Raw genomic sequence first — 22,328 nt, forward strand, 5'->3', positions numbered from 1 at the left:
CGTTTCCGACACGGTTTGATAACGAAATGACGCTGGCTGGCTGAAAGCTATTACCGCGCCGTTTCAGGCATGCGTTTGACGACGAAATGACGACTGCTGGCCGGAAACTATTCTTCGCTACGCTGGTGGCCGAAGCGGTATTTCGCCAGCAGCATCAGCGAGGTCAGCACAGCCGGAATAGCCAGGCTGGAGAAAACTTCCGTAATATGCCAGCCCATCGCCAGCATCTGCGCGCCGGCAAAGGCGCTGAGAATAGCGCCCATGCGCCCTACGCCGTGCATCCAGCTGGAGCCGGTCGCGCGGGCGTGGGTAGGATAATAGCTGGCCGACAGCGCGTTCATGCCGGTATTAGCCCCGTTAAGGCAGAAACCGCTGCAAAAAGCGACCAGGCTCAGGATTAGCGTATTTGCCGGCGCGTAGCCAATCGCTACCGTCGCGATAGCGCCGGTAAAGTAGATGGCGGCCAGCGCCAGGTTGGCGTTAAAGCGATCCATCATCCAGCCGGCAAACAGCGAGCCAACGGTGCCGCCGGCCTGATACATGGCGGTCACCAGCGCGGCCTGCGTAACCGTCATGCCCATATCTTTCACCAGCGAAGGTAGCCAGCTGCCGATCAGATAGACCAGAAACAGCCCCATAAAGTAGCTGCCCCACAGCAGCACGCTGCCGGAGAGATAAGGTCGCGTCAGCACCAGCTTCACCGCGCCCTCGCGCTGCGCTTTTTCCGCCATGGCGAACTGGCTTCCCTGCTGTACCTGGCCCGGCGCCATTTTTTCAACTATCTGCCGGATGCGCTCTACGGGCGCCTGCCGCGACAGCAAAAAGCGCACCGATTCCGGTAACCATTTCAGCAACAGCGGCACGATCAGCAGCGGCAGCAGCCCGCCCAGAATCAGCACGGCGTGCCAGCCGTAATGAGGGATTAGCCAGGACGCAGCAAAGCCGCCGCCCGCCGCGCCGAAGGTAAAGCCGCAGAACACCACGGTAATAATGAAAGCGCGCTTGCGCTCGGGAGAGTATTCCGCCACCAGCGTGCCCACGTTGGGCATGGCCGCGCCCAGCCCAAGGCCGGTAAGAAAGCGGAACAGCATCATCTGATCGGCGTTATGCGAAAAGGCGGTCGCCAGCGTCCACAGGCCAAAGAAAAAAACGCTGCTGATGATGATGACGCGACGGCCAAAGCGATCGGCTAGCGGGCCGGCAAACAGGGCGCCCAGCGCCAGACCGATCAGCGCGGCGCTGATGATAGCGCCCAGCTGCTGCGTGGTGACGCCCCAGGAAACCTTAAGCGCCGGCGCGATAAAGCCCATCAGGGCGATATCCATGCCGTCCATCGCCACCACCGCAAAACAGAGAGCGATAATACGCTGCTGATAGCGACTGACGCTGCCTTCGTTGATCAGGGTGCGGACATCTGTCGCAACAATACTCTCCACGTTAGCGCTCCATGGCCAGCGGTGTGCAAAGCGGCTGGCGTCGGTTCCGAAAAAAAGTGTTGGCTATCATAACGGATTGTTATCGATTTCACCCGGTGAATTACCCGTTTGCGTAGCAATTTCCCCGGAAAAAGCAAGCACCTGCAAGGAAAAAAAGGGCTTTTATCAGTAAAGGTGATGAGGCTATTGCCTCCGGGCGGCGAAAAGTGATGGAAAAACGCCCTTATGTTAATGAAATTTTGCAATAAGGTTAACAGTATTCCAACGCGCCGCTTGCCTGCCCGCCACCTTGCTGACTACGCTGCAGTTATGGAAAAAAATTACCTGTTTAATCAGCGCATTCGTCTGCGCCATCTGCATACTTTTGTCGCCGTGGCGCAGCAAGGCACGCTGGGGCGCGCCGCCGAGGTGCTGTCGCTTAGCCAGCCTGCGCTGTCAAAGACACTGAACGAGCTGGAAGAGATGGCCGGGGCCAGACTGTTTGAGCGAGGCCGTCTTGGCGCGCAGCTGACCACGGCGGGCGAGCAGTTTCTGACCCATGCGGTGCGGATTCTGGATGCGCTTAACCATGCCGGTCAGTCGCTCAGCCCCGTGGCCGCGCGCGATCCGGCCGTGCTGCGCATCGGCGTGTTAACCACGGTAGCGCTGGGGATGCTGCCTTCAATTCTGGAACGCTTTCACCAGCAGCAGCCCAGAACGCTGGTTCAGGTCGCTACGCTGCACAACAACGTGCTGCTTGCCGGACTGAGAGCGGGCGAATTTGAAGTTGGTATTGGCCGCATGGCCGAAACGGAGATGATGACCGGGCTGACCTACGAGCTGTTGTTTCTGGAGTCTTTGCGGCTGGTGGTAAGGCCCGAACACCCGCTATTAAGTGACAACGTCACGCTGTCGCGGGCGCTTAACTGGCCCGTAGTGATTTCACCGGAGGGCACCGCGCCGCGCCGTATCGCCGATGCGATGCTGAAAGATCACGGCTGCCGCCTGCCGGACGCGGTAGTGGAAACCTCTGCGACCTCGCTCGCCCGTCAGCTGGCGCTTCGCTATAACTATGTCTGGTTCGTGCCTTCCGGCGCGATCAAGGACGACCTGCTGCATAATGCGCTGGCCGCGCTGCCCGTCGCCTCACATGGGCCGGGCGAACCGGTCGGCATTATTACCCGTACCGGCGCGCCCCTTAGCCGCAGCGCCGAAGTACTGATGGCGACCATTCGTAAATCCCACTCCGGCTAGCGGCTGCGCTTGGCGTGCCGTTCGCGGTTGTCCAGGCGCGCCTGCTCGCTTTTACGTAGCCCCACATAGCAGGCGCCGTTGCCGCCGTGCTGCGGCTGAGCGCTGCAAAACGTCTGCACCTGATCAAACTGCTGTAGCCAGCGCGCCAGATAGCTGCGGACGATATTGGCGTGCGATTCGTCCTCTTTGCCTTTACCATGCACGATCAGCAGATTGCGGTAATTTTCGCGCTCCGCCTGCAGCATAAAGCTGTAAAGTGACTGACGGCAGATTTCCACCGGCTGACGCAGCAGATTAAGACTGGCATCGATCTGATATTTGCCCAACCGCAGCTTATCCAGCACGCCCTGCTGGATCCCCTCCGCTTTGTATTCCAACGGCGTTTCCCGGGGGATAACGGTCAAAAAGCCGCTGGTCAGCGGATTATCCAGCTGCTGCTCTTCCTGGCGCTGGCGAGGCGATTTCGTCGAAGGGGATTTTAACCAAAGAATGTTGCTGCAATCCTTGAGCGGCGTAACGTCTTCCATCGCGTCTTTAAACAGGTCTTCATCATTAAAGCTCATGATACAGGTTCCCCGGTGGCCACGATTAAGGATAGTGTAATGGTATCCTCACCGGGCCGCTCTGGCAAAACTTCAGGCGGACGCCGCCAGCGCATAACGTGCGCTCGCCTCGTCGGTGACCAGCCCGCTGATCCAACCGCCCTTTAGCACGGCGGCTATCGCCCGATGCTTTTCGCTGCCTCCCGCAAAGGCGACGATATTGCGTTGGGTATGGGCCGTCAGCCGCACGCTGGTCAAACGGCTGTCCAGAGCGGTTGCCGCTCTTTCGCCTTCCTCACCGATAAAATGGCCAAGCATCTCTGCGGCCACCCGATCCGCCAACAGCGTGGTCACTTCATCGTCGCTGATAAAGCCATCCGCGTTCAGCGGGCAGCCCGGCGAAACCTGACCAATGCCGACAAACATAATATCCGCCTGGGCGGCCTTCTCCGTAACGGTGCGGTAGATGCGATGATTGCACCACAAATCGCGATCGTCGACGCTGTCGGCATACAGCGGCGCGGGCAGGATAAAATAGCGTCCCTGCGTTTTTTCCGCCATCCACAGCGGCACATCATAACGGGTGCAGGAGCCGTCACTGGCGATAGCGCCGATCAACGAAACGCAGCTGTGCTGCGGCCTGTCCAGCTCTGGCAGCTCGTTGATAGTGGCCCGCAGGGTTCTTCCGGATCCTACCGCGACAATTTGCGGGCGCTCGCTTTTCAGCGTTTGCGCCATCACTTCCGCACCCGCTACGGCAATCATCTGCTGTAAGCCGCCGCCTTCCACATTGCCAGACGGCACTACCTGACAAAACGCCAGGCTGAATTTTTCCTGTAGCTGCTGCGCCAGCGTCATGCAGTCGGCCACGGCATGATTGACGCTGACGCTCACCAGCCCCTGTTCTGACGCCAGCGCCACCAGCCGCTGCGCTACCTGACGCGATACGCCAAGTTTTTCAGCGATATCCTGCTGGGTTTCTCCCGCCACGTAATACATCCAGGCTGCTCTGGCCGCCAGATCCAGCTTTTTGTCGTGCTTGCTCATTGTGATATCCCACTCCTTAAGCCCAGTCCGAATAATTGCCCGATTGAAGGGCAAAAGCAAATTTTGTGATCGCTCCCGCAGACCGTTGGTAAAAAATTCATCAGGCTGTAACGCAACTAAGCAAAAGCTCAACACAAGAGCAAAAGCCCATTTACAGGAGAGAATGATGACCGCTGCTTCCCCCTCTGTCTGGTTACATATCGGCGCCGGTTCTTTTCATCGCGCCCATCAGGCCTGGTATCTGCATCGTCTGTTGCAGCAGGACGGCCCGCGCTGGGAAATCGCGCTCAGCAATATTCGCGATGATGCCGTGCCCTTGCTGAATGCCCTGACGCAGCAAAACGGCGAATACGTGCTGGAAACGGTCACCCCAACAGGCGAACGTCAGTATGAGAAAATTACCTCAATCAAACATATCGTCCCGTGGGACGCCGGGCTAACGGCTATGGTTGCGCGAGGCGCAGACGCCGCCACGAAAGTGATCGCCTTTACCGTCACCGAGAGCGGCTACTACCTGGACAGCGACCACCGTCTCGATCCGCGTCACCCTGATATTACCGCAGATTTGCAGGGCGAAGCGCGCACGCTTTATGGCGCGTTACGCCGCGTTTTGCAGGCGCGAATGCAGGCGCACGGTCAGCCGGTTACGCTGTTAAACTGCGATAATCTGCGGCATAACGGCGAGCGTTTCCGTGAGGGCTTTCTCGCTTTTCTGCGTTTATGTCACGACGATGCGCTGCTGGCGTGGGTAACGGAGCAGACGACCTCGCCCAATACGATGGTGGATCGCATCACTCCGCGCCCGACGGCGGATATCGCCCCGCGCGTGCTGGAAGCGACCGGTTTTGCCGACAGCGCACCGGTTATGGGCGAAGCCTTTATTCAATGGGTGATTGAAGATAACTTTGCCGCCGGACGACCTGCACTGGAGAAGGTCGGCGTGACCCTGGTCGACTCCGTTCTGCCGTGGGAAGAGGCAAAAATCCGCATTCTTAACGCCAGCCACAGCTGCATCGCCTGGGCAGGGACGCTGGTCGGACAGGACTTTATTCACCAGAGCACGCAGACCCAGGCGATCAAAGAGATGGCCTGGGAGTATGTGACCCAGGACGTTATTCCCTCGCTGTCGCCCAGCCCGCTTGAGCTGGAAGCATACCGCGACGTAGTGTTGGCCCGCTTTGCCAATCCTTATATCCGCGATACCAACCAGCGGGTCGCGGCGGACGGCCTGTCAAAAATCCCGGGATTTATTACGCCGACCCTGACGGAATGCTACGCCCGTGGCGAGACGCCTCGCGCGACGGCGGTGCTGCCCGCGCTCTTCTTCCTGTTTTTACAGCGCTGGCATCGCGGCGAGCTTCCTTATGTCTATCAGGATGGCGCGCTGGAAGCAGAAAGCTGGCACCGCATCATGGCAAGCCCGGACGCGCTCGCACGTTTTGCCGCCGACGAGGCGCTGTTTGGCCCGCTTGCCCACGATACCGCCTTTGCCACGCTGCTGGCGGAGACGGTTGCCACGCTCGATGAATGGGCCAAAGTCCCTCAACCGGTGAACGAGTAAGGAGTCGGTAATGTATCTCGGGATCGATCTTGGCACCTCTGAAATCAAAACGCTGGTTATCGATGCCGCAGGCGAAATCGTGGCCGCCAGCGGTGTAAAACTGGACGTACAGCGGCCGCAGCCCCACTACGCGGAGCAGGATCCGCACAGCTGGTGGCTGGCGCTGGAGCAGGCCATTGACGAGCTGCGCCAGCAGGCTGGTGCTCGCTGGCAGCAAATCCGCGCCATCGGGCTTTCCGGCCAGATGCATGGCGCGGTGCTGCTGGACAGGGAAAATCAGGTATTGCGCCCGTGCATATTATGGAACGACACGCGTAGCGCAGCCGAGTGCGAGGAGCTGACGCAACGGGCTGCCGACCTGCACAGCGTGGCGGGCAATTTAGCGATGCCCGGTTTTACCGCGCCGAAGCTGCTGTGGGTCGCCCGCCATGAACCCGAGATTTTTTCTCGCATCGCCAGCGTTCTGCTGCCTAAGGACTATCTGCGCTGGCAGATGTGCGGTGAAAAGATCAGCGATATGTCCGATGCCGCCGGTACGCTGTGGCTGGATATCGCCAGGCGCGACTGGTCGGATGCCCTGCTGGCGGCCTGCGGGCTGAACCGCGACCAGATGCCGCGGCTGACGGAGGGATCGCAGCCCGGCGGCAGGCTACAGGCTGATGTCGCGCGGCGCTGGGGCTTGCAGGAAGGTATAGTGATTGCGGGCGGCGGTGGCGATAACGCGGCCAGCGCGGTCGGGCTGGGGGCGATCGAACCCGGCGACGCTTTTATTTCCCTTGGCACCTCCGGCGTGCTGTTTGCGGTCAACGATCGTTTTCGTCCCGCGCCCGCCTCGGCCGTACACGCTTTTTGCCATGCCTTGCCCGATCGCTGGCACCAGATGAGCGTCATGCTGACGGCGGCCTCCAGCCTGCGCTGGCTGTGCGATCTGCTGAACGCCACCGAAACCGATCTGCTGGCCGAGGTGGCGGCGCTAAGCGAGACGGTTCAGCGCAGCGCCCCGCTCTTTTTGCCCTACCTTTCCGGTGAACGCACGCCGCATAACGATCCGCAGGCCACCGGCGCTTTTCATGGTCTGACCCATGCCACTAACCGTGCAGCGCTGGCCTATAGCGTGCTGGAGGGCGTCGCCTTCGGCATTGCCGACGGCCTACAGGCGTTGCGGGCGGCGGGCACCGAGCTGGAAAGCTGTTCGTTGACCGGCGGCGGCGCGCGAAGCGGGTTCTGGGCGCAGCTGATTGCGGATACGCTGGATCTGCCGATAGTTACCCATCAGGGCGGCGAAGCGGGCGGCGCATTGGGCGCGGCGCGTCTGGGCTGGCTGGCCGACGGCGGCGATCCGGCCGAGGTCTGCCGTAAACCTGCCGTGCTGCGGCGCTATCTGCCCAATGCGCTTCGTCATCATCATTTGCAAAGGCGGCTCGACCACTTCCGCCTGCTCTACCAACAGCAGCGCGATGCTCGCGCATCCGGTTTCTGAACACTGATGCGGACGCCTCAGGCGTCCGTCACCTGCACGCCTGAGAGGAAATATGATGAAATCAGCCAATAACTGGTTCGGCCTCCCCTTGTCGTTAATATGGGGTTATATCGCCATCGCCGTCTTTATGAGCGGGGACGGCTTTGAAATGGCTTTCCTGTCGAAGCACATTACCGATCTCGGCTTTTCGCCCGCGCAGTCTGCGCTGGTGTTCACGGTTTACGGCGGCGCAGCGGCGCTGGCGGCCTGGAGCTCCGGCGTAGTCGCGGAGATCATTACGCCGCAGCGCGCAATGCGTATCGGTTTTCTGCTGTGGGTAGTGATGCATATTCTGTTTATGACGCTGGGCCTGGGGCTGCGCAACTATCCGCTGATGCTGCTGTTCTACGGCATTCGCGGTCTTGCCTATCCGCTGTTCATTTATTCGTTTGTGATGCTGATTGTGCAGAACGTGCCTAAACACCAGCTCTCTTCCGCCATGGGCTGGTTTTGGGCGATGTATTCCATCGGCATCGGCTGCGTCGGCAGCTATCTGCCCAGCTTTACCATTCCCTGGCTCGGTGAAACCGGCACCCTGTGGTTTGCTATAGCCTGGGTAGCGGCTGGCGGGCTGATGGCGATGACTCTGCTGCGCAAGGTCGGCGGCGAGAGCGAGAAAGCCAATCTTTCCCCACGTGAAAAACTGACCGAGCTGTCGCGGGCCGTGACCATTCTCTTCACTAACCGCAACATCTTCCTGGCCTGCCTGATCCGCATTATCAATACGCTGTCGCTGTTTGGCTTTGCAGTGATTATGCCGATGCTGTTCGTCGGGCGCCTGGGCTTTACCATGTCGGAATGGCTGCAAATCTGGGCGGTATTCTTTTTCGTTACCATCTTCACCAATATTATGTGGGGTGTGCTGGGCGAATATATCGGCTGGATCCGTCAGGTGCGCTGGTTTGGCTGCCTGGGCTGCGCGATTTCCAGCCTGGCCTTCTATTACCTGCCAGTGACCTTTGGTCATAACTTCTGGATGGCGCTGGTGCCCGCCGTCATGCTGGGCATTACCGTCGCGGCGTTTGTGCCGATGACGGCGGTATTTCCCGTGCTGGAGCCGAAGCATAAAGGTGCGGCGATCTCCATCTACAACCTCTCCGCTGGCCTAAGCAATTTTCTTGCGCCCGCCATCGCCTCGCTGGTACTGCCCTTTTTTGATATCAAGGGCGTGGTCTGGACCTACACCGCGCTTTACCTGTTAGCCGGGGTGCTGACGTTGATTATTCAGGTAGAACAACCCTCCAGAAAAAGCGCTAAAAACAACCTTAATAACTACGGTTCAACGGCCGCGACGCCCGATAAAACGTAGGTTTGGCTTTTGGCACTTTTTTAAACGGGACGTCACCAAAAGTGACGTCCCTGTTTTTTATGTGGCTAAAAAGGCCTGGATGAGTTCCCTTTGCTGAGCAAAAAATGTTAAAATTGACCTCAATCAATAATCACTCGAGCCAACACTATGATCCCGGAAAAACGTGTTATCAACAGACGTATCCAGTCTGGCGGTTGTGCGATTCACTGTCAGGATTGCAGCATCAGCCAGCTCTGTATTCCTTTCACGCTGAACGAGCACGAACTCGACCAGCTGGATAACATCATCGAGCGCAAAAAGCCTATTCAGAAAGGGCAAACGCTGTTCAAAGCCGGTGACGAACTGAAGTCGCTGTACGCCATTCGTTCCGGGACCATCAAAAGCTATACCATTACCGAACAGGGCGACGAGCAGATCACCGGCTTTCACCTGGCGGGCGATCTGGTAGGCTTCGACGCCATCAGCGGCGGTCAGCACCCCAGCTTTTCTCAGGCGCTGGAAACCGCTATGGTCTGCGAAATTCCTTTTGAAACCCTGGACGATCTGTCTGGCAAAATGCCCAGCCTGCGTCAGCAGATGATGCGGCTGATGAGCGGCGAGATTAAGGGCGATCAGGAGATGATCCTGCTACTGTCGAAGAAAAATGCGGAAGAGCGTCTTGCCGCCTTTATCTATGGCCTTTCCCGCCGCTTCGGCGAGCGCGGCTTCTCCCAGCGCGAATTCCGTCTGACCATGACCCGTGGCGATATCGGCAACTACCTCGGCCTGACGGTTGAAACCATCAGCCGCCTGCTGGGCCGCTTTCAGAAAAGCGGTATGCTGGCGGTGAAAGGCAAATACATCACTATCGAAAATCATGAGGTGCTGTCGCAGCTGGCTGGTCAAAGCCGCGCGATTGCCTGATGCTATGCCGGACTGGTTCGCCAGTCCGGCTGTTTTTTTCGCCTGGTGACCCGGTGCGTTAATCCATCTGTTTTTCCATTCTCTGGCCCGGTACGTTAATCCGGCCGGTTTTTCATTCTCTGGCCTGGTGCGTTAATCCATCTGTTTTTCCATTCTCTGGCCCGGTACGTTAATCCGCCTGTTTTTCCATTCTCTGGCCCGGTGCGTTAATCCGCCTGTTTTTCCATTGTCTGGCCCGGTGCGCTGACCTGGCAGTTTTGTCCATCCTGCCGCTTTCTTTCGGGGTCTGACGCTCCGTGGAACGAAAACTCAAGCCAGGAGATTATGGTAAGCCAGGATAAGCAAAAAGATCCTTATTAGATCCTTTTGCTTGTGAGAACCTTAGCTGTTTATATGGCTCTGAATTGGGCTTATGACGAATTTCAATCGCAGTCAATTATTTTATTATTCCGACAAACCCATTTCGACCGTTTCAAGAGATTTAAGCATATAGGGGGTGAAATCTACTTCTTTCCCGTCGACGAGTTTGAGCATCGATCTTGAACCGCAGAAAGCAGAATAGCTCTGGTTTTGTATCAGGCAGAATGACATTTTTTTCTTCACCCCTTTCTTTTTTTCCTCCAGGGGAATATTGCGGTTTACTATCGCATAGCCACGGGCATTGACGGACCGGATATTATACAGATCCAGAGGCTGCAGCTCACTCAGGCTTTTAATGCCATAAACTTCAAGGGAACGTTGTGTACTTTCCCTGCTCAGGGCGTACTTTTTCTTTTTCCACTGTCCTGTTTTTTTATCAAGGTAGATCCTTTCAGGCAGGACCTGTCCCGGTCCGTATCCGTTGCTGATGACATCTACAGCATACAGACAAAGCCATGGGCTGGGACCTGATGGTGGATATTTATTATGCTCAGCTGGGTAGAATAATTTTAATGAAACAATTCCACAGCCTGTATCCGCCAGGTAGTCATATCGATGTAATGTTTTTTGGTAAAAAGGCAGAGCACTGAATTTGTCTGGAGTAGTAATCTCGGGGGTTATTTCTCCTGAGGAAAAAAACGGGATTGCCATCAGCAGTAATAATTTTTTCATCAGCCTTTCCTTAGCTGGTCTGATTCGGGTTTTTCGTTGACCGGGTTGTTATGGCTGTCCGGAAATTTCTGCTCGGTGAGGACGGCTATCGCGCTGCCGTAGACGCAGCAGCGGGTATCAAAGCCATTCAGCCCCTGATAGTGTTCGTTATCGATCTGACCCGGCAGGTTAACGGCGGCGCTGGCCTGCCAGAAGGCCTGGCTGCGATAGTAAATCTTTATCCCGCTCCGCCGGGGAGTGACGCTGCACCGCTCCAGCACATGTTCGGCATCAGCGTAGGGGGCCATACTCATTGAAACCCAGTAAAATCCGGCGCTGCTGGCCGCCTCATAGAGGTCGCTGCTGACGTTATTCCGCCACCGGATAATGTTCTCCGGGACGTGGTTTTCGGTATCAGACAGGTGATTGTCGGTGTAGCGAAGTGGGCGGTGGGCATACAGACGACGGTATTCATTTATCAGGGTGTTCCTGATATTTTCCGGGCAGGTTCGCCCCCTGAAGCTGAAATAATTAAAGTAGTTTTCAGGATTAGTCAGCTGTAACAGGCCGCGCCCGTACCACGGGTAGTACCAGATGTTGTAGCGTCGAATGACCTGACGCGTGCGCGGGTCTGTTTCCGTATAGCGATACCCTTCCTCCATCGACCCCAGCCAGCCCGTTTCCTGAATGCCGTTTCCCAGGAAACAGGCGATGCGCAGCGGGGTGGTTATCAGGTATTTCTGCATTGCCCTGTTTATGTGCGTGCGGATGTTGTCCGCGACGCTGCCGGCGCCGTCCCGGTAGGTGATGGCCTCCCAGCGATAATCATTCCGGCCGGCCATTCTTAACAGGTTCCGGGGAACAAGCTGCTTCAGCTCTGACTTGCTGAGCCAGCAGCACTTGCGGAAATGGGCAATAAAAGCCGTCGGATGAAAATGCCACATCCGACCAGTACCGAGTTCTCCTGTGTCAAAGCACAGCGCTGAGGCATGACTTTTCAGCCGGGCATAGTCCTCATCAGACATGGCAGGAACATCGTCAGAGCCGGTTCTGAGCCAGGCATAGCGCGGGTCAAAGGTGGCGGCATTCCACTCCACCGGAAAATGGCAGACCAGACGGCTGCTCGGGTCGCTGAGGCGCCCGCTTTCCTGTAATGCGGCGATAAGAGGGGAATTACACTGGCTGTTGTTGTCCGTGTCATCGTCCACTATCCCCCACCCCGTCCAGTGCGGGAAGTCGGCATCGCTGAATTTTTTGATGTCAGGGGAGGCCAGATTGACCATGCCCGTTCCGCCGGGGAAGCTGACGGTACGCCACAGCGTGGCATCAGCGGGCGTCAGGGTTTCATGTCCGGTACTGATGACCCGCCCGAAACGGAGCAGTTCGAACCCGGCAGACGGATTCTGCGGGTACAGTCTACGGGCTGTCCGGTACAGACTGTATTCATACGGAATTTCATCATCAGCTACGGCATCGGTGTTGACCAATGGCTCCCCCACAGAGTCGAAAAGTGCCGCCGCAGTAGCGCTCTGTCTGCGGGTGACCATCGTACAGTCGCCTTTTTCGAAGGTCATGCTGACGTACAACGGTTCTGTGCTGGTATGGACAAAATTAAGGTGGTCTGTGACCGGTGAGCTTGCGTCAGGCACATGGTCATAAAACTGTGTGCCTGACGGTAAATAAAAATGGATATCGCCGTAAACCGTGTCGGTTCTGCCGTCACGGGTGATATCGAGTTCGGGCGTGGTGCGCCCGGTCAGCTTCAGCATGTTTTCGTTGTCACAGAACACCTCAAAGTGAAAAGCATTCACGTTATCCACCGTACCGCTCTGCCCGATGCGGTCCTTGCGCCAGACTCTTGCGCCGGCCCTGATTGACGGGTCCAGCCGGTCCATGAGATGCATGTACAGGGAGTAATACACGACGCTACAGTTTTCACCGATATCGGTCTGATGCTTCAGCAGCACGTACCCGTCATTGGTTCTGCCATCATAATTCAGCGGGAATGCATCGCGTTTGTCTGTGGAAGACGGAGAACGAAAAGAAACAACCTCCCCGTCCGCAATGGCGCGGACGAACTCAATGCGGTCGTAGCCTTCCTCGCGGCGGTCGGTGTGGAGAACATGCACACCACCGTGCCATGACGCATGCCGGTTGAGCGGGAAATCCCGGTTTATATCCACGGGCATCATTCTGTTGACCCATGACGGATCGCTTTCTCCGGCGTTCCGGGGGCGAACAAACGGTGGACTGATTATCATGCTGACTCCCTGTCGGGTCTGAAATTTAAGAGGTCGCAGGGTAACGCACTTTTATTTATACAAACGTTGATGACGGACAGGGAAAGCGGCAAATCATTATGCTTCGCTCAGAATTTTATAGACTGTTGAGCGGGCAATATTCAGTCGGCGGGCTATTTCTGATGCATCCAAGCCTTCCTGCCGTAGAGCCAGCACCTGTTCCGGGTTGAGTGTTCGCTTGCGGCCAAAGCGTATGGCTTTCAGCTTTGCCGCCTGTCTGCCTTCGTTTGTACGTTCCAGAATTCTCTGCCTTTCGGCTTGGGCTACAGCCGACAGAATAGTGACTACCATGTTTCCCAGAAACGAATGAGCAAACAGGTCAGTGATCTACTCCCGACTGTGGATTTGACAGAGCTGTTGCTCGAAATCAACGCCCATACCGGATTTGCTGATGAGTTTTTCCACGCCAGTGAAGCCAGCGTCAGAGTTGACGATCTCTCCGTCAGCAACAGCGCCGTACTAATGGCCGAGGCCTTCAATATCCTCCTGGAACCCCTGATATGATCATATGATCCTGCCCTGACCCAACACCGACTGAACTGGAAAAAAGCAAACTACCTTCGGGCTGAAACTATCACCAGTGCGAATGCCAGGCTGGTTGATTTTCAGGCAACACTGGCGCAGGTCTGGGGTGGTGGCGAAGTGGCCTCTGCAGGCGGAATGCACTTTGTTACGCCGGTCAAAACAATCAATGCCGGACCGAACCGCAAATACTTTGGCCATAACAGGAGGATCACCTGATACAACTTTATGTCCGATCAGTATTCCGGCTTTCATGGCATCGTTATACCGGGGACGCTGAGGGACTCGATCTTTGTGCTGGAAGGCCTTCTGGAACAGGAAACAGGGCTGAATCCCACCGAAATTATGACCGATACCGCAGGGGCCAGCGATCTCGTCTTTGGTCTTTTCTGGCTGCTGGGATACCCGTTTTCCCCGCGCCTGGCTGATGCCGGTGCTTCGGTTTTCTGGCGCATGGACAATGACGCCGATTATGGCGTACTGAATGATATTGCCAGAGGGCAGTCAGATCCCTAAAAAATAGTCCTTCAGTGGGACGAAATGATCCGGGCCGCAGGCTCTCTGAAACTGGGCAAGGTACAGGCTTCGGTGCTGGTCCGTTCATTACTGAAAAGTGGACGCCCCTTCGGACTAACTCGGGCAATCATTGAAGTGGGACGCATTAACAAAACGCTGTATCTGCTTAATTATATTGATGATGAAGATTATCGCAGGCGCATCCTGACTCAACTTAACCGTGGAGAAAGCCGCCATGCCGTTGCCAGAGCTATCTGTCACGGTCAGAAAGGTGAGATAAGAAAGTGATATACCGACGGTCAGGAAGATCAACTGGGAGCATGGGGCTAGTCACTAACGCCGTCGTGTTATGGAATACTATTTATATGCAGGCAGCCCTGGATCATCTCCGGGCACAGGGGAAAACCCTGAATGATAAAGATATTGCACGCCTCTCACCGCTTTGCTTTGCCACGGACATATCAATATGCCCGGCCATTATGGCAAAACTGGTGACAAAAGGGCATCTGCGGCCATTAAAAGAGGCGTCAGAGGAAGACAATATTGTTTAATGTGAGTTTTCGTTCCACTGAGCGTCAGACCCATTTTCCGGCTTACCTCTTGCCTTTCACTATGCTGTCATAGCCCCCGTTTAGCCGTTTTCGCGCAGTGGAAAAGCAGGCAGACGACCGTACCAGCCGCTTTTAGCGATTCTTTTGTTATAATATTGATCTGGCTATAACTTTTTCTTTCTTTCCCGACGTTGATTGGGCTATCTTTTAAGCTAACCAGCGTATGGAGGACCCGTTATGGCTAAGTACCAAAACATTCTCGTGGCGATCGACGCGCAACAGGACGACCAGCCAGCGCTGCGCCGTGCTGTCTATCTTAATCAGCGCCTCGGTGGTCAGATCACGGCTTTTCTGCCTATCTATGATTTTTCTTACGAAATGACGACGCTGCTGTCGCCCGACGAGCGCGTCACCATGCGCAAAGGGGTGATTAGCCAGCGCACCGAATGGATCCGCGAGCAGGCAAAAGCCTATCTGGCCGCGGGCGTGAACATTGATATCAAGGTGGTCTGGCATAACCGCCCCTACGAGGCGATTATTCAGGAAGTGCTGGACGGCGGCTACGATCTGCTGCTGAAGATGGCACATCAGCACGACCGACTTCAGTCGGTGGTGTTTACGCCTACCGACTGGCACCTGCTGCGCAAGTGTCCCTGCCCGGTATGGATGGTAAAAGACCAGCCCTGGCCGGAAGGCGGCAAGGCGGTAGTGGCGGTAAATCTCGCCAGCGAAGAGCCACATCACGACCCGTTGAATACTCAACTGGTCAAAGAGACGCTGGAGCTGGCGAAACAGGTCAACCATACCGAAGTCCATCTGGTTGGCGCCTATCCTGTTACCCCGGTAAATATCGCCATTGAGCTGCCCGACTTCGATCCCAGCGTTTACAACGATGCGATCCGTGGTCAGCACCTGCTGGCGATGAAGGCATTACGGCAAAGCTTCAGCATCGACGAAAAGTTTACTCATGTAGCAAAAGGCCTGCCGGAAGAAGTGATCCCGGACCTGGCGGATCGGCTGGACGCTGGCGTGGTGGTGCTTGGCACTATTGGCCGCACCGGACTGTCAGCGGCTTTCCTGGGCAATACGGCGGAGCAGGTTATCGATCATCTGCGTTGCGATCTGCTGGCGATCAAGCCGGAAGGCTTCGTATCGCCGATCGAACTGGATGATGACGAAGACGACTGATCGTTAGTCAAAAAAAAGGCCGGGGAACTCCCCGGCCTCTTACCTTCAGCGCCTGTTACAGCGCTTTCAGAATGGCATCCACCGTGGCTTTCGCATCACCAAACAGCATCTGGGTGTTGTCACGAAAGAACAGCGGGTTCTGCACGCCGGCATAGCCGGTGTTCATGGAACGCTTAAAGACCACCACGTTCTGCGCTTTCCACACTTCCAGCACCGGCATCCCCGCGATTGGGCTACGCGGATCTTCCTGCGCCGCCGGGTTGACGGTATCGTTGGCGCCAATCACCAGCACGGTATCCGTTTCGCTGAAGTCGTCGTTGATTTCATCCATTTCCAGCACGATATCGTAAGGCACCCGCGCCTCGGCCAGCAGCACGTTCATATGGCCCGGCAGACGTCCGGCGACCGGATGAATGCCAAAGCGCACCTTAATGCCCTGCGCACGCAGCTTCTCGGTGATTTCCGCTACGGGATACTGCGCCTGCGCTACCGCCATCCCGTAGCCCGGGGTAATGATCACGCTGCGCGAGTTCTTCAGCAGTTCCGCCGTTCCCTGCACGTCGATTTCGCGGTACTCGCCCGCTTCCTCGCCTTCGCCGGTCGAGCTGCTGTCGGTGCCGAAACCGCCTGCGATAACGCTGATAAAGGAGCGGTTCATCGCCTTACACATAATGTAAGAGAGAATGGCGCCGCTTGAACCGACCAGCGCGCCGGTCACGATCAGCAGGTCGTTGCTGAGCATAAAGCCCGCCGCCGCCGCCGCCCAGCCCGAATAGGAGTTGAGCATAGATACCACGACCGGCATATCCGCGCCGCCGATGGAAGCCACCAGATGCCAGCCGAACGCCAGCGCAATGATGGTCATCAGCAATAGCGCAAAGCCCTGCCATCCCGTGCTGTCGGTGCGCACAAAGATAATCAGCAGGCAAAGCGATACCACCAGCGCCAGCAGGTTAAGCCGGTGCCGGTGCGGCAGCGCCAGCGGCCGGGAAGAGAGTTTCCCGCACAGCTTGCCCCAGGCGACCAGCGAACCGGTGAAGGTCACCGCGCCGATAAAGATACCGATAAAGACCTCAGTGAGATGAATGTTCTCTATCACCGCATCCATTCCGGGCGCGTGATCGAGATAGCTGTTAAAGCCCACCAGCACCGCAGCCAGGCCAACGAAGCTGTGCAGCACCGCCACCAGCTCCGGCATTTCGGTCATTTCGACCTTTTTTGCCAGCCGCACGCCAATCGCGCCGCCGATCACCATCGCCAACAGCACCCAGCCGACGCTGCTGCTGTCGGGGCCAAGCAGCGTCGCCAGCAGCGCAATCGCCATGCCGCTGATGCCAAACAGGTTGCCCTGCTTAGCGGTTTCATGCTTCGACAGCCCGGCCAGGCTGCAAATAAAAAGAATTGCGGCAACAATGTATGCTGCAGTCACTAATCCGCCAGACATTGATTACCCCTTAGTTCTTACGAAACATTTTCAGCATGCGCTGAGTCACGGTGAAGCCACCGAAGATATTGATGCTGGCAATCAGCACGGCAATAAAGGAGAAGAAGCTGACCCAGCCGCCGTGCCCCATTTGCAGTACCGCGCCGACCACGATGATGCCGGAGATAGCGTTAGTGACCGACATCAGCGGCGTATGCAGCGCGTGGCTGACGTTCCACACCACGTAGTAACCCACCACGCAGGCGAGCGCGAACACGGTAAAATGGGTCAGGAAGGCGGGCGGCGCAACGTTAGCGAGCCAGCCGAACAGCACGATAGCCAGCGCAAACAGCGCATATTTTCGGAAGGGTGAAGCGGGTTTCGCTTCTGGTTTCTCTGGCGCTTTGGCGGCCGCAGGCGCCGCTTTCGGCGCGGCGGAAACCTGAATCGGCGGCGCAGGCCAGGTGATTTCGCCCTGGCGCACCACGGTTACGCCCCGGATGACCACATCGTCGAAGTCGACAGTAATCTCGCCATTCTTCTCCTTGCAAAGCAGTTTAAGCAGGTTGACGAGGTTGGTGCCGTAAAGCTGTGAGGATTGACCAGGCAGGCGGCCCGGCAGATCGGTATAGCCGATAATTTTCACGCCGTTTTCAGTTGTGGTGACCTGGTCCGCTACGGTCAGCTCACAGTTGCCGCCGGTTTGTGCCGCAAGATCGACAATAACGCTGCCTGGCTTCATGGCAGCCACCATGTCGGCGGTGATCAGTTTCGGTGCAGGTTTGCCGGGGATTAGCGCAGTGGTGACAATGATATCCACTTCCTTCGCCTGCGCGGCGAACAGCGCCATTTCCGCTTTAATAAAGGCCTCTGACATCACTTTCGCATAGCCGTCGCCGCTGCCCGCCTCTTCCTCGAAATCGAGTTCAAGGAATTCCGCGCCCATGCTCTGCACCTGCTCTTTCACTTCCGGGCGGGTATCAAAAGCACGCACGATAGCGCCAAGGCTGCCTGCCGCACCGATGGCCGCCAGCCCGGCGACGCCTGCGCCGATAACCATCACCTTAGCCGGTGGCACTTTGCCTGCGGCGGTGATCTGGCCCGTAAAGAAGCGGCCAAACTCATGCGCGGCCTCGATGATCGCACGATAGCCGGCGATGTTAGCCATCGAGCTGAGCGCATCCAGCGACTGCGCGCGGGAAATACGCGGCACCGCATCCATCGACATCACGGTGACGTTGCGCGCCGCCAGCTTCTCCAGCAGCGCCGGATTTTGCGCGGGCCAGATAAAGCTGACCAGCGTACTGCCCTCACGGGTTTGCGTAATTTCTTCATCCCCGGGCGCGTTGACTTTGAGCACGATATCCGCCTGCCAGACGGCGTCGGTATCGACCAGCGTAGCGCCCGCTGCGGCATAAGCGTCGTCGTCAAAGCTGGCTAACCTGCCTGCGCCCCGCTCCACCGCCACGCTGAAGCCCAGCGCCAGCAGCTGCTCAACCGTTTTGGGCGTGGCGGCGACTCGCGTTTCATTGGGCAACCGCTCTTTGGTAATTCCAATCAGCATAGTATTCCCTTTCATCAGAGGTAAGACGATTTCTTACTGCGGCGGCGCGGCTTAAGCGCCACCTGTTTTACTGCGAACACCTTATAAACTACTGAAAACGGCACGGTCATACCAGCCGTTGCCGTACCGTTTGCCCTTTTTATATCTGAAAAATTCGGCGCAGGCGGCAAAAACGCGATTTTCAGCGCTTATTTCGCGATATTCCTCGCATAATCTGCTAAGGAAAAGTAACAAAACGGTAAAGAAGCGGCGACAAAAGGTAATATTTAACAGCCAATTAACTGTAATAACGATAGTATTTAGTGGCTTAAGTGGTAAAGCCGTTGGCAAAGGTATTATTTAACATTTTTTTAATATGACCTGCCGCCGCTGCGCTTATCGCGGTGCCGCCTGACTCAAAATGGCTGAGACAGGACGCATTATTACATGCAATAATCGAGAGCTAATCTGTTACACATCAAGAGTCCAGCACGTTTTCGTACTCATTTTTTTTGCGCAAGGCGAAGGATTATTTTTATGAAGCTGAAGATTACTATTCTGGCATCAGCCCTGTTGTCGCTCACCTCACTTTCCGCTTATGCGGCCCAGGAACTGACGCCGGAAAAAGCGGCGGCGCTGAAGCCTTTCGATCGCATCAGTATTACCGGCCGTTTTAATGCCATTAACGAAGCCAACGAGGCGATTTCAAAACGTGCCGACGAGCTGGGCGCGAAAGCTTTTTACGTACAAAGTATTAACGACAGCAACAACAATGGCGGCAACTGGCGCGTGGTGGCGGATATCTATCGCGACGATGCGCAGCCGGCGCCGAAATCGCAGGATCGCGTGATCAATGGCGTGCGCGAGCTGACCAAGTCGGAAGCCTATAAGCTGGAACCCTTTGATACGGTTTCCGTCAGCGGCTTCTACCACAGCCAGCCGGACGTTAACGACGCTATTACCCGAAAAGCGAAAGAGAAAGGCGCGGCTTCGTTCTTTATTATCCGTCAGATCGACGCCAACAGCGGCGGCAATCAGTATATTACCGCCTATGTTTACAAAGCCGATGCGAAAGCGCGCCAGGTGCAGTCTCCGGATCTGATCCCGGCCGATTCTCAGGCAGGTAAAGCTGCCATCGCCGCAGGCGGTACTGCCGCGAAGGCTGTGCAGATCCCCGGCGTCGCCTCTTCCGAAACGCCAAGCAATAAAGTTGGCCGCTTCTTTGAAACGCAGTCCTCTACCGGCGAACGCTATACCGTGAGAACGCCGCAGGGCAAAAGCGTGCAGGAAGTCAACGCCATTACCGCAGCGCAGATGCAGCCGTTCGACAGCGTAACCTTTACCGGCCACTTCGGTACGCCTACGGAGATCTCCGACGCCGTGGGCCGGGCCGCGATTGAGAAAGGCGCCAAGTATTATCATATTACTCGCCAGTGGTCTAACCAGAGCGGCGGCAACCTGACCGTTTCTGCCGACCTGTTTAAGTAAGCATCAGCAAAGGCGCGCCTGTACGTCTGGCGCGCCTCTCTCAGGCAAAACGCTACAGCGCTCACCGCCGCCCCGCTGCATAACTTCCCGCCATAATTTGCATACTCAATCACTTTTCGCCCTCTTTCGCATTGCATCTCGCTGGGCCACTCCGTAAAATCGCCGCCGGTTTCAGGGGATCTCTTCGGGTTTAGCCGTGCAAAGCGTATAAATTGCGAGCCATTCATCCTGTTATGGTTTTTTATTCTGGTTTTGGGATGCTTTTTTGGACAAAAAATTAGGTCTTACCGCGCTGACGGCGCTGGTACTGAGTTCCATGCTGGGCGCCGGCGTTTTTAGTCTGCCGCAAAATATGGCGTTAGTGGCCGGCCCGGCGGCGCTGCTGACGGGCTGGGCGATCACCGGCGTCGGCATTATTATGCTGTCGCTGGCGCTGCTGCTGCTGACCCGCCTTAAACCCGAGCTGGACGGCGGCATCTATACCTATGCCCGTGCCGGTTTTGGCGAGCTGGTCGGCTTCTGCTCGGCCTGGGGCTACTGGCTGTGCGCGGTTATCGCTAACGTCTCATATCTGGTGATTGTGTTCTCCGCCCTGAGCTTCTTTACCGACTCGCCGGGCCACGTGGTGTTTGGCGATGGCAATACCTGGCAGGCCATGCTGGGCGCTTCGGTGCTGCTCTGGCTGGTGCACTGGCTGGTGCTGCGCGGCGTGCAGACGGCAGCGAGTATTAACCTTGTCGCCACCCTGGGCAAACTGGTGCCGCTGGGGCTGTTTGTGGTGCTGGCGATAGCGGCCTTCAATCTCGATCGTTTCCGCTTTGATTTTTCAGGTATCGAGCTGGGCGTGCCGGTTTGGGAGCAGGTCAAAAACACCATGCTGATCACGCTGTGGGTGTTTATCGGCGTGGAAGGCGCGGTAGTGGTTTCCGCACGGGCGAGGAACAAAAAAGACGTAGGACGCGCCACGCTGCTGGCGGTAATTGCCGCGCTGGTGGTCTATCTGTTGGTTACGCTGCTTTCTCTTGGCATTGTGCCGCGAGCGGAACTGGCCCAGATGCGTAATCCTTCGATGGCGGGCCTGCTGAACCGCCTGATTGGCTCATGGGGCGATATGGTTATCGCGCTGGGGCTGATCGTCTCGGTTAGCGGCGCCTATCTCAGCTGGACGATTATGGCGGCGGAAGTGCCGATGCTGGCGGCCGGAAACGGCACCTTCCCGCGCTCGCTGGCGAAGCAGAACGCGCGCGGCGCGCCCTCTGCCTCGCTTTGGCTGACCAATCTGAGCGTTCAGGGCTGCCTGATCCTGATTTGGCTGACCGGTTCCGATTACAACACGCTGCTGACCATCGCTTCCGAAATGGTGCTGGTGCCCTATCTTCTGGTCGGTGCCTACCTGTTTAAAGTCGCTCGCGCGCAGCAGAAAACGGCGGCGCTGATCGTCGCGTTGGGTGCCAGCGCCTACGGTTTGTGGCTACTGTACGCCTCCGGGCCGCTGCACCTGCTGCTTTCCGTGGTGCTTTATGCGCCCGGGATGCTGCTGTTTATCTGGGCGCGCCGCAACGGCCGGGGAAATGGCTATCTGAATAAACTGGAAAAAATAGCGATGGGCGTGCTGATTGCCGGTGCTGCACCGGCAACGTGGATGCTGCTGCGTTAGTGAGAAAAAGCGGGCATGGCGATCGTTAACCGATCGTCATGCTGTTCCAGCGAAAGTGGCTTGACGTACTCTTCGCGGATAGCCTCAAGCTGCTGTTCAGAAAGCGGATAAGGCAGCAGGATTTCAAAGCGTTCAATGTGCTGTTGTTCAGCCAGGGTTATCAATCGGGCGATATTTATCTCATCGCTTACCTGGGTAGAAATGATTTGCAGCGCCAGCGCTTTCAGCCTTTCCGATGGCGGACAGGACTGGTCGGGCGAGTTTTTGGTCACCATGCCGAAAATAGGCATGACGCCGTAAATAGCGTCGACAAAGCTCCAGCGTTTTTTACAGGAAGCCGCGAGAAAATCGATATAGTTCAGGCAGATATGGCAATCCCGTCCCGTTGAAGCCAGCTCTTTATCAGACACCCTTTTCTCCCCTTTCTCCGTTAATCAACGCACCGCGTCGTCAGGCAACAACCCTGTCGAATATAATGACATATTTTACGCCATTTATACTATACATCGAGAGTTATTT

General features: G+C 56.7%; 16 protein-coding genes and 2 pseudogenes. 9 read left to right on the forward strand and 9 right to left on the reverse strand.

Features of this window, described 5'->3' with window-relative positions; genetic code table 11:
- Positions 1–107: 107 nt before the first annotated feature.
- Positions 108–1,436, reverse strand: coding sequence for an MFS transporter (locus tag ACVWZ0_RS11760; RefSeq protein ID WP_253453987.1), 1,329 nt, complete (start codon positions 1,434–1,436; stop codon positions 108–110).
- Positions 1,437–1,745: 309 nt separating this feature from the next.
- On the opposite strand from ACVWZ0_RS11760, the gene ACVWZ0_RS11765 reads away from it, so the two are divergent.
- Positions 1,746–2,669: a LysR substrate-binding domain-containing protein gene (locus tag ACVWZ0_RS11765; protein ID WP_253453985.1), complete on the forward strand. Its 924-nt coding sequence runs from the start codon at positions 1,746–1,748 to the stop codon at positions 2,667–2,669.
- Here ACVWZ0_RS11765 and smrA read toward each other — a convergent pair.
- Both smrA and ACVWZ0_RS11775 read right to left on the reverse strand, forming a co-directional pair.
- Positions 2,666–3,232, reverse strand: coding sequence for a DNA endonuclease SmrA (smrA, locus tag ACVWZ0_RS11770; protein ID WP_253453983.1), 567 nt, complete (start codon positions 3,230–3,232; stop codon positions 2,666–2,668). The genes ACVWZ0_RS11765 and smrA overlap by 4 nt on opposite strands.
- A 72-nt stretch (positions 3,233–3,304) precedes the next feature.
- Positions 3,305–4,258, reverse strand: a complete 954-nt coding sequence (locus tag ACVWZ0_RS11775) for a sugar-binding transcriptional regulator (protein WP_253453982.1) — start codon at positions 4,256–4,258, stop codon at positions 3,305–3,307.
- 166 nt (positions 4,259–4,424) lie between these two features.
- Between ACVWZ0_RS11775 and dalD the strand changes: the two genes are divergently transcribed.
- From dalD to ACVWZ0_RS11795, 4 genes are all read left to right on the forward strand, one after another.
- Positions 4,425–5,819, forward strand: coding sequence for a D-arabinitol 4-dehydrogenase (gene dalD / locus ACVWZ0_RS11780; protein ID WP_253453980.1), 1,395 nt, complete (start codon positions 4,425–4,427; stop codon positions 5,817–5,819).
- A gap of 10 nt (positions 5,820–5,829) precedes the next feature.
- Complete coding sequence (xylB, locus tag ACVWZ0_RS11785; RefSeq protein ID WP_253453978.1) at positions 5,830–7,299, forward strand: xylulokinase; 1,470 nt, start codon at positions 5,830–5,832, stop codon at positions 7,297–7,299.
- 55 nt (positions 7,300–7,354) lie between these two features.
- Positions 7,355–8,647 carry an MFS transporter gene (locus ACVWZ0_RS11790; protein WP_253453976.1) on the forward strand — a complete coding sequence of 431 codons (1,293 nt, stop codon included), beginning with the start codon at positions 7,355–7,357 and terminating at the stop codon, positions 8,645–8,647.
- Positions 8,648–8,794: 147 nt separating this feature from the next.
- Complete coding sequence (locus tag ACVWZ0_RS11795; RefSeq protein WP_125287641.1) at positions 8,795–9,550, forward strand: FNR family transcription factor; 756 nt, start codon at positions 8,795–8,797, stop codon at positions 9,548–9,550.
- Between the two features lie 444 nt (positions 9,551–9,994).
- On the opposite strand, the gene ACVWZ0_RS11800 is transcribed toward ACVWZ0_RS11795, so the two are convergent.
- From ACVWZ0_RS11800 to ACVWZ0_RS11810, 3 genes and pseudogenes are all read right to left on the reverse strand, one after another.
- Positions 9,995–10,642 (reverse strand): hypothetical protein, encoded by a 648-nt coding sequence (locus tag ACVWZ0_RS11800; protein WP_253453975.1) that lies wholly within the window; start codon positions 10,640–10,642, stop codon positions 9,995–9,997.
- Positions 10,642–12,882, reverse strand: a complete 2,241-nt coding sequence (locus tag ACVWZ0_RS11805) for a M23 family metallopeptidase (RefSeq protein WP_253453973.1) — start codon at positions 12,880–12,882, stop codon at positions 10,642–10,644. Before ACVWZ0_RS11805 ends, ACVWZ0_RS11800 begins: the two co-directional genes overlap by 1 nt.
- 96 nt (positions 12,883–12,978) lie before the next feature.
- Positions 12,979–13,221, reverse strand: a pseudogene (locus ACVWZ0_RS11810) (helix-turn-helix domain-containing protein); the annotation flags it as partial.
- 24 nt (positions 13,222–13,245) lie between these two features.
- On the opposite strand from ACVWZ0_RS11810, the pseudogene ACVWZ0_RS11815 reads away from it, so the two are divergent.
- Positions 13,246–14,510, forward strand: a pseudogene (locus ACVWZ0_RS11815) (Tn3 family transposase); the annotation flags it as partial.
- 237 nt (positions 14,511–14,747) lie between these two features.
- A complete protein-coding gene (gene uspE, locus ACVWZ0_RS11820; protein WP_253453971.1) occupies positions 14,748–15,698 on the forward strand; it encodes a universal stress protein UspE in 951 nt (316 codons plus the stop codon).
- A gap of 55 nt (positions 15,699–15,753) precedes the next feature.
- On the opposite strand, the gene pntB is transcribed toward uspE, so the two are convergent.
- Both pntB and pntA read right to left on the reverse strand, forming a co-directional pair.
- Positions 15,754–17,142 carry a Re/Si-specific NAD(P)(+) transhydrogenase subunit beta gene (gene pntB, locus ACVWZ0_RS11825; protein ID WP_253453969.1) on the reverse strand — a complete coding sequence of 463 codons (1,389 nt, stop codon included), beginning with the start codon at positions 17,140–17,142 and terminating at the stop codon, positions 15,754–15,756.
- Between the two features lie 10 nt (positions 17,143–17,152).
- Positions 17,153–18,685 (reverse strand): Re/Si-specific NAD(P)(+) transhydrogenase subunit alpha, encoded by a 1,533-nt coding sequence (gene pntA, locus ACVWZ0_RS11830; RefSeq protein WP_253453967.1) that lies wholly within the window; start codon positions 18,683–18,685, stop codon positions 17,153–17,155.
- 516 nt (positions 18,686–19,201) lie between these two features.
- Here pntA and ydgH point away from each other — a divergent pair.
- Complete coding sequence (gene ydgH / locus ACVWZ0_RS11835) at positions 19,202–20,152, forward strand: DUF1471 family protein YdgH (RefSeq protein ID WP_253453965.1); 951 nt, start codon at positions 19,202–19,204, stop codon at positions 20,150–20,152.
- Positions 20,153–20,417: 265 nt separating this feature from the next.
- Positions 20,418–21,809, forward strand: coding sequence for an amino acid permease (locus ACVWZ0_RS11840; RefSeq protein ID WP_253453963.1), 1,392 nt, complete (start codon positions 20,418–20,420; stop codon positions 21,807–21,809).
- Here the strand turns inward: ACVWZ0_RS11840 and ACVWZ0_RS11845 are convergent.
- A complete protein-coding gene (locus ACVWZ0_RS11845; protein ID WP_125287647.1) occupies positions 21,806–22,219 on the reverse strand; it encodes a hypothetical protein in 414 nt (137 codons plus the stop codon). The genes ACVWZ0_RS11840 and ACVWZ0_RS11845 overlap by 4 nt on opposite strands.
- Between the last annotated feature and the right edge of the window lie 109 nt (positions 22,220–22,328).

The sequence above is a fragment of the Erwinia sp. TECH1 genome, from assembly GCF_054057575.1.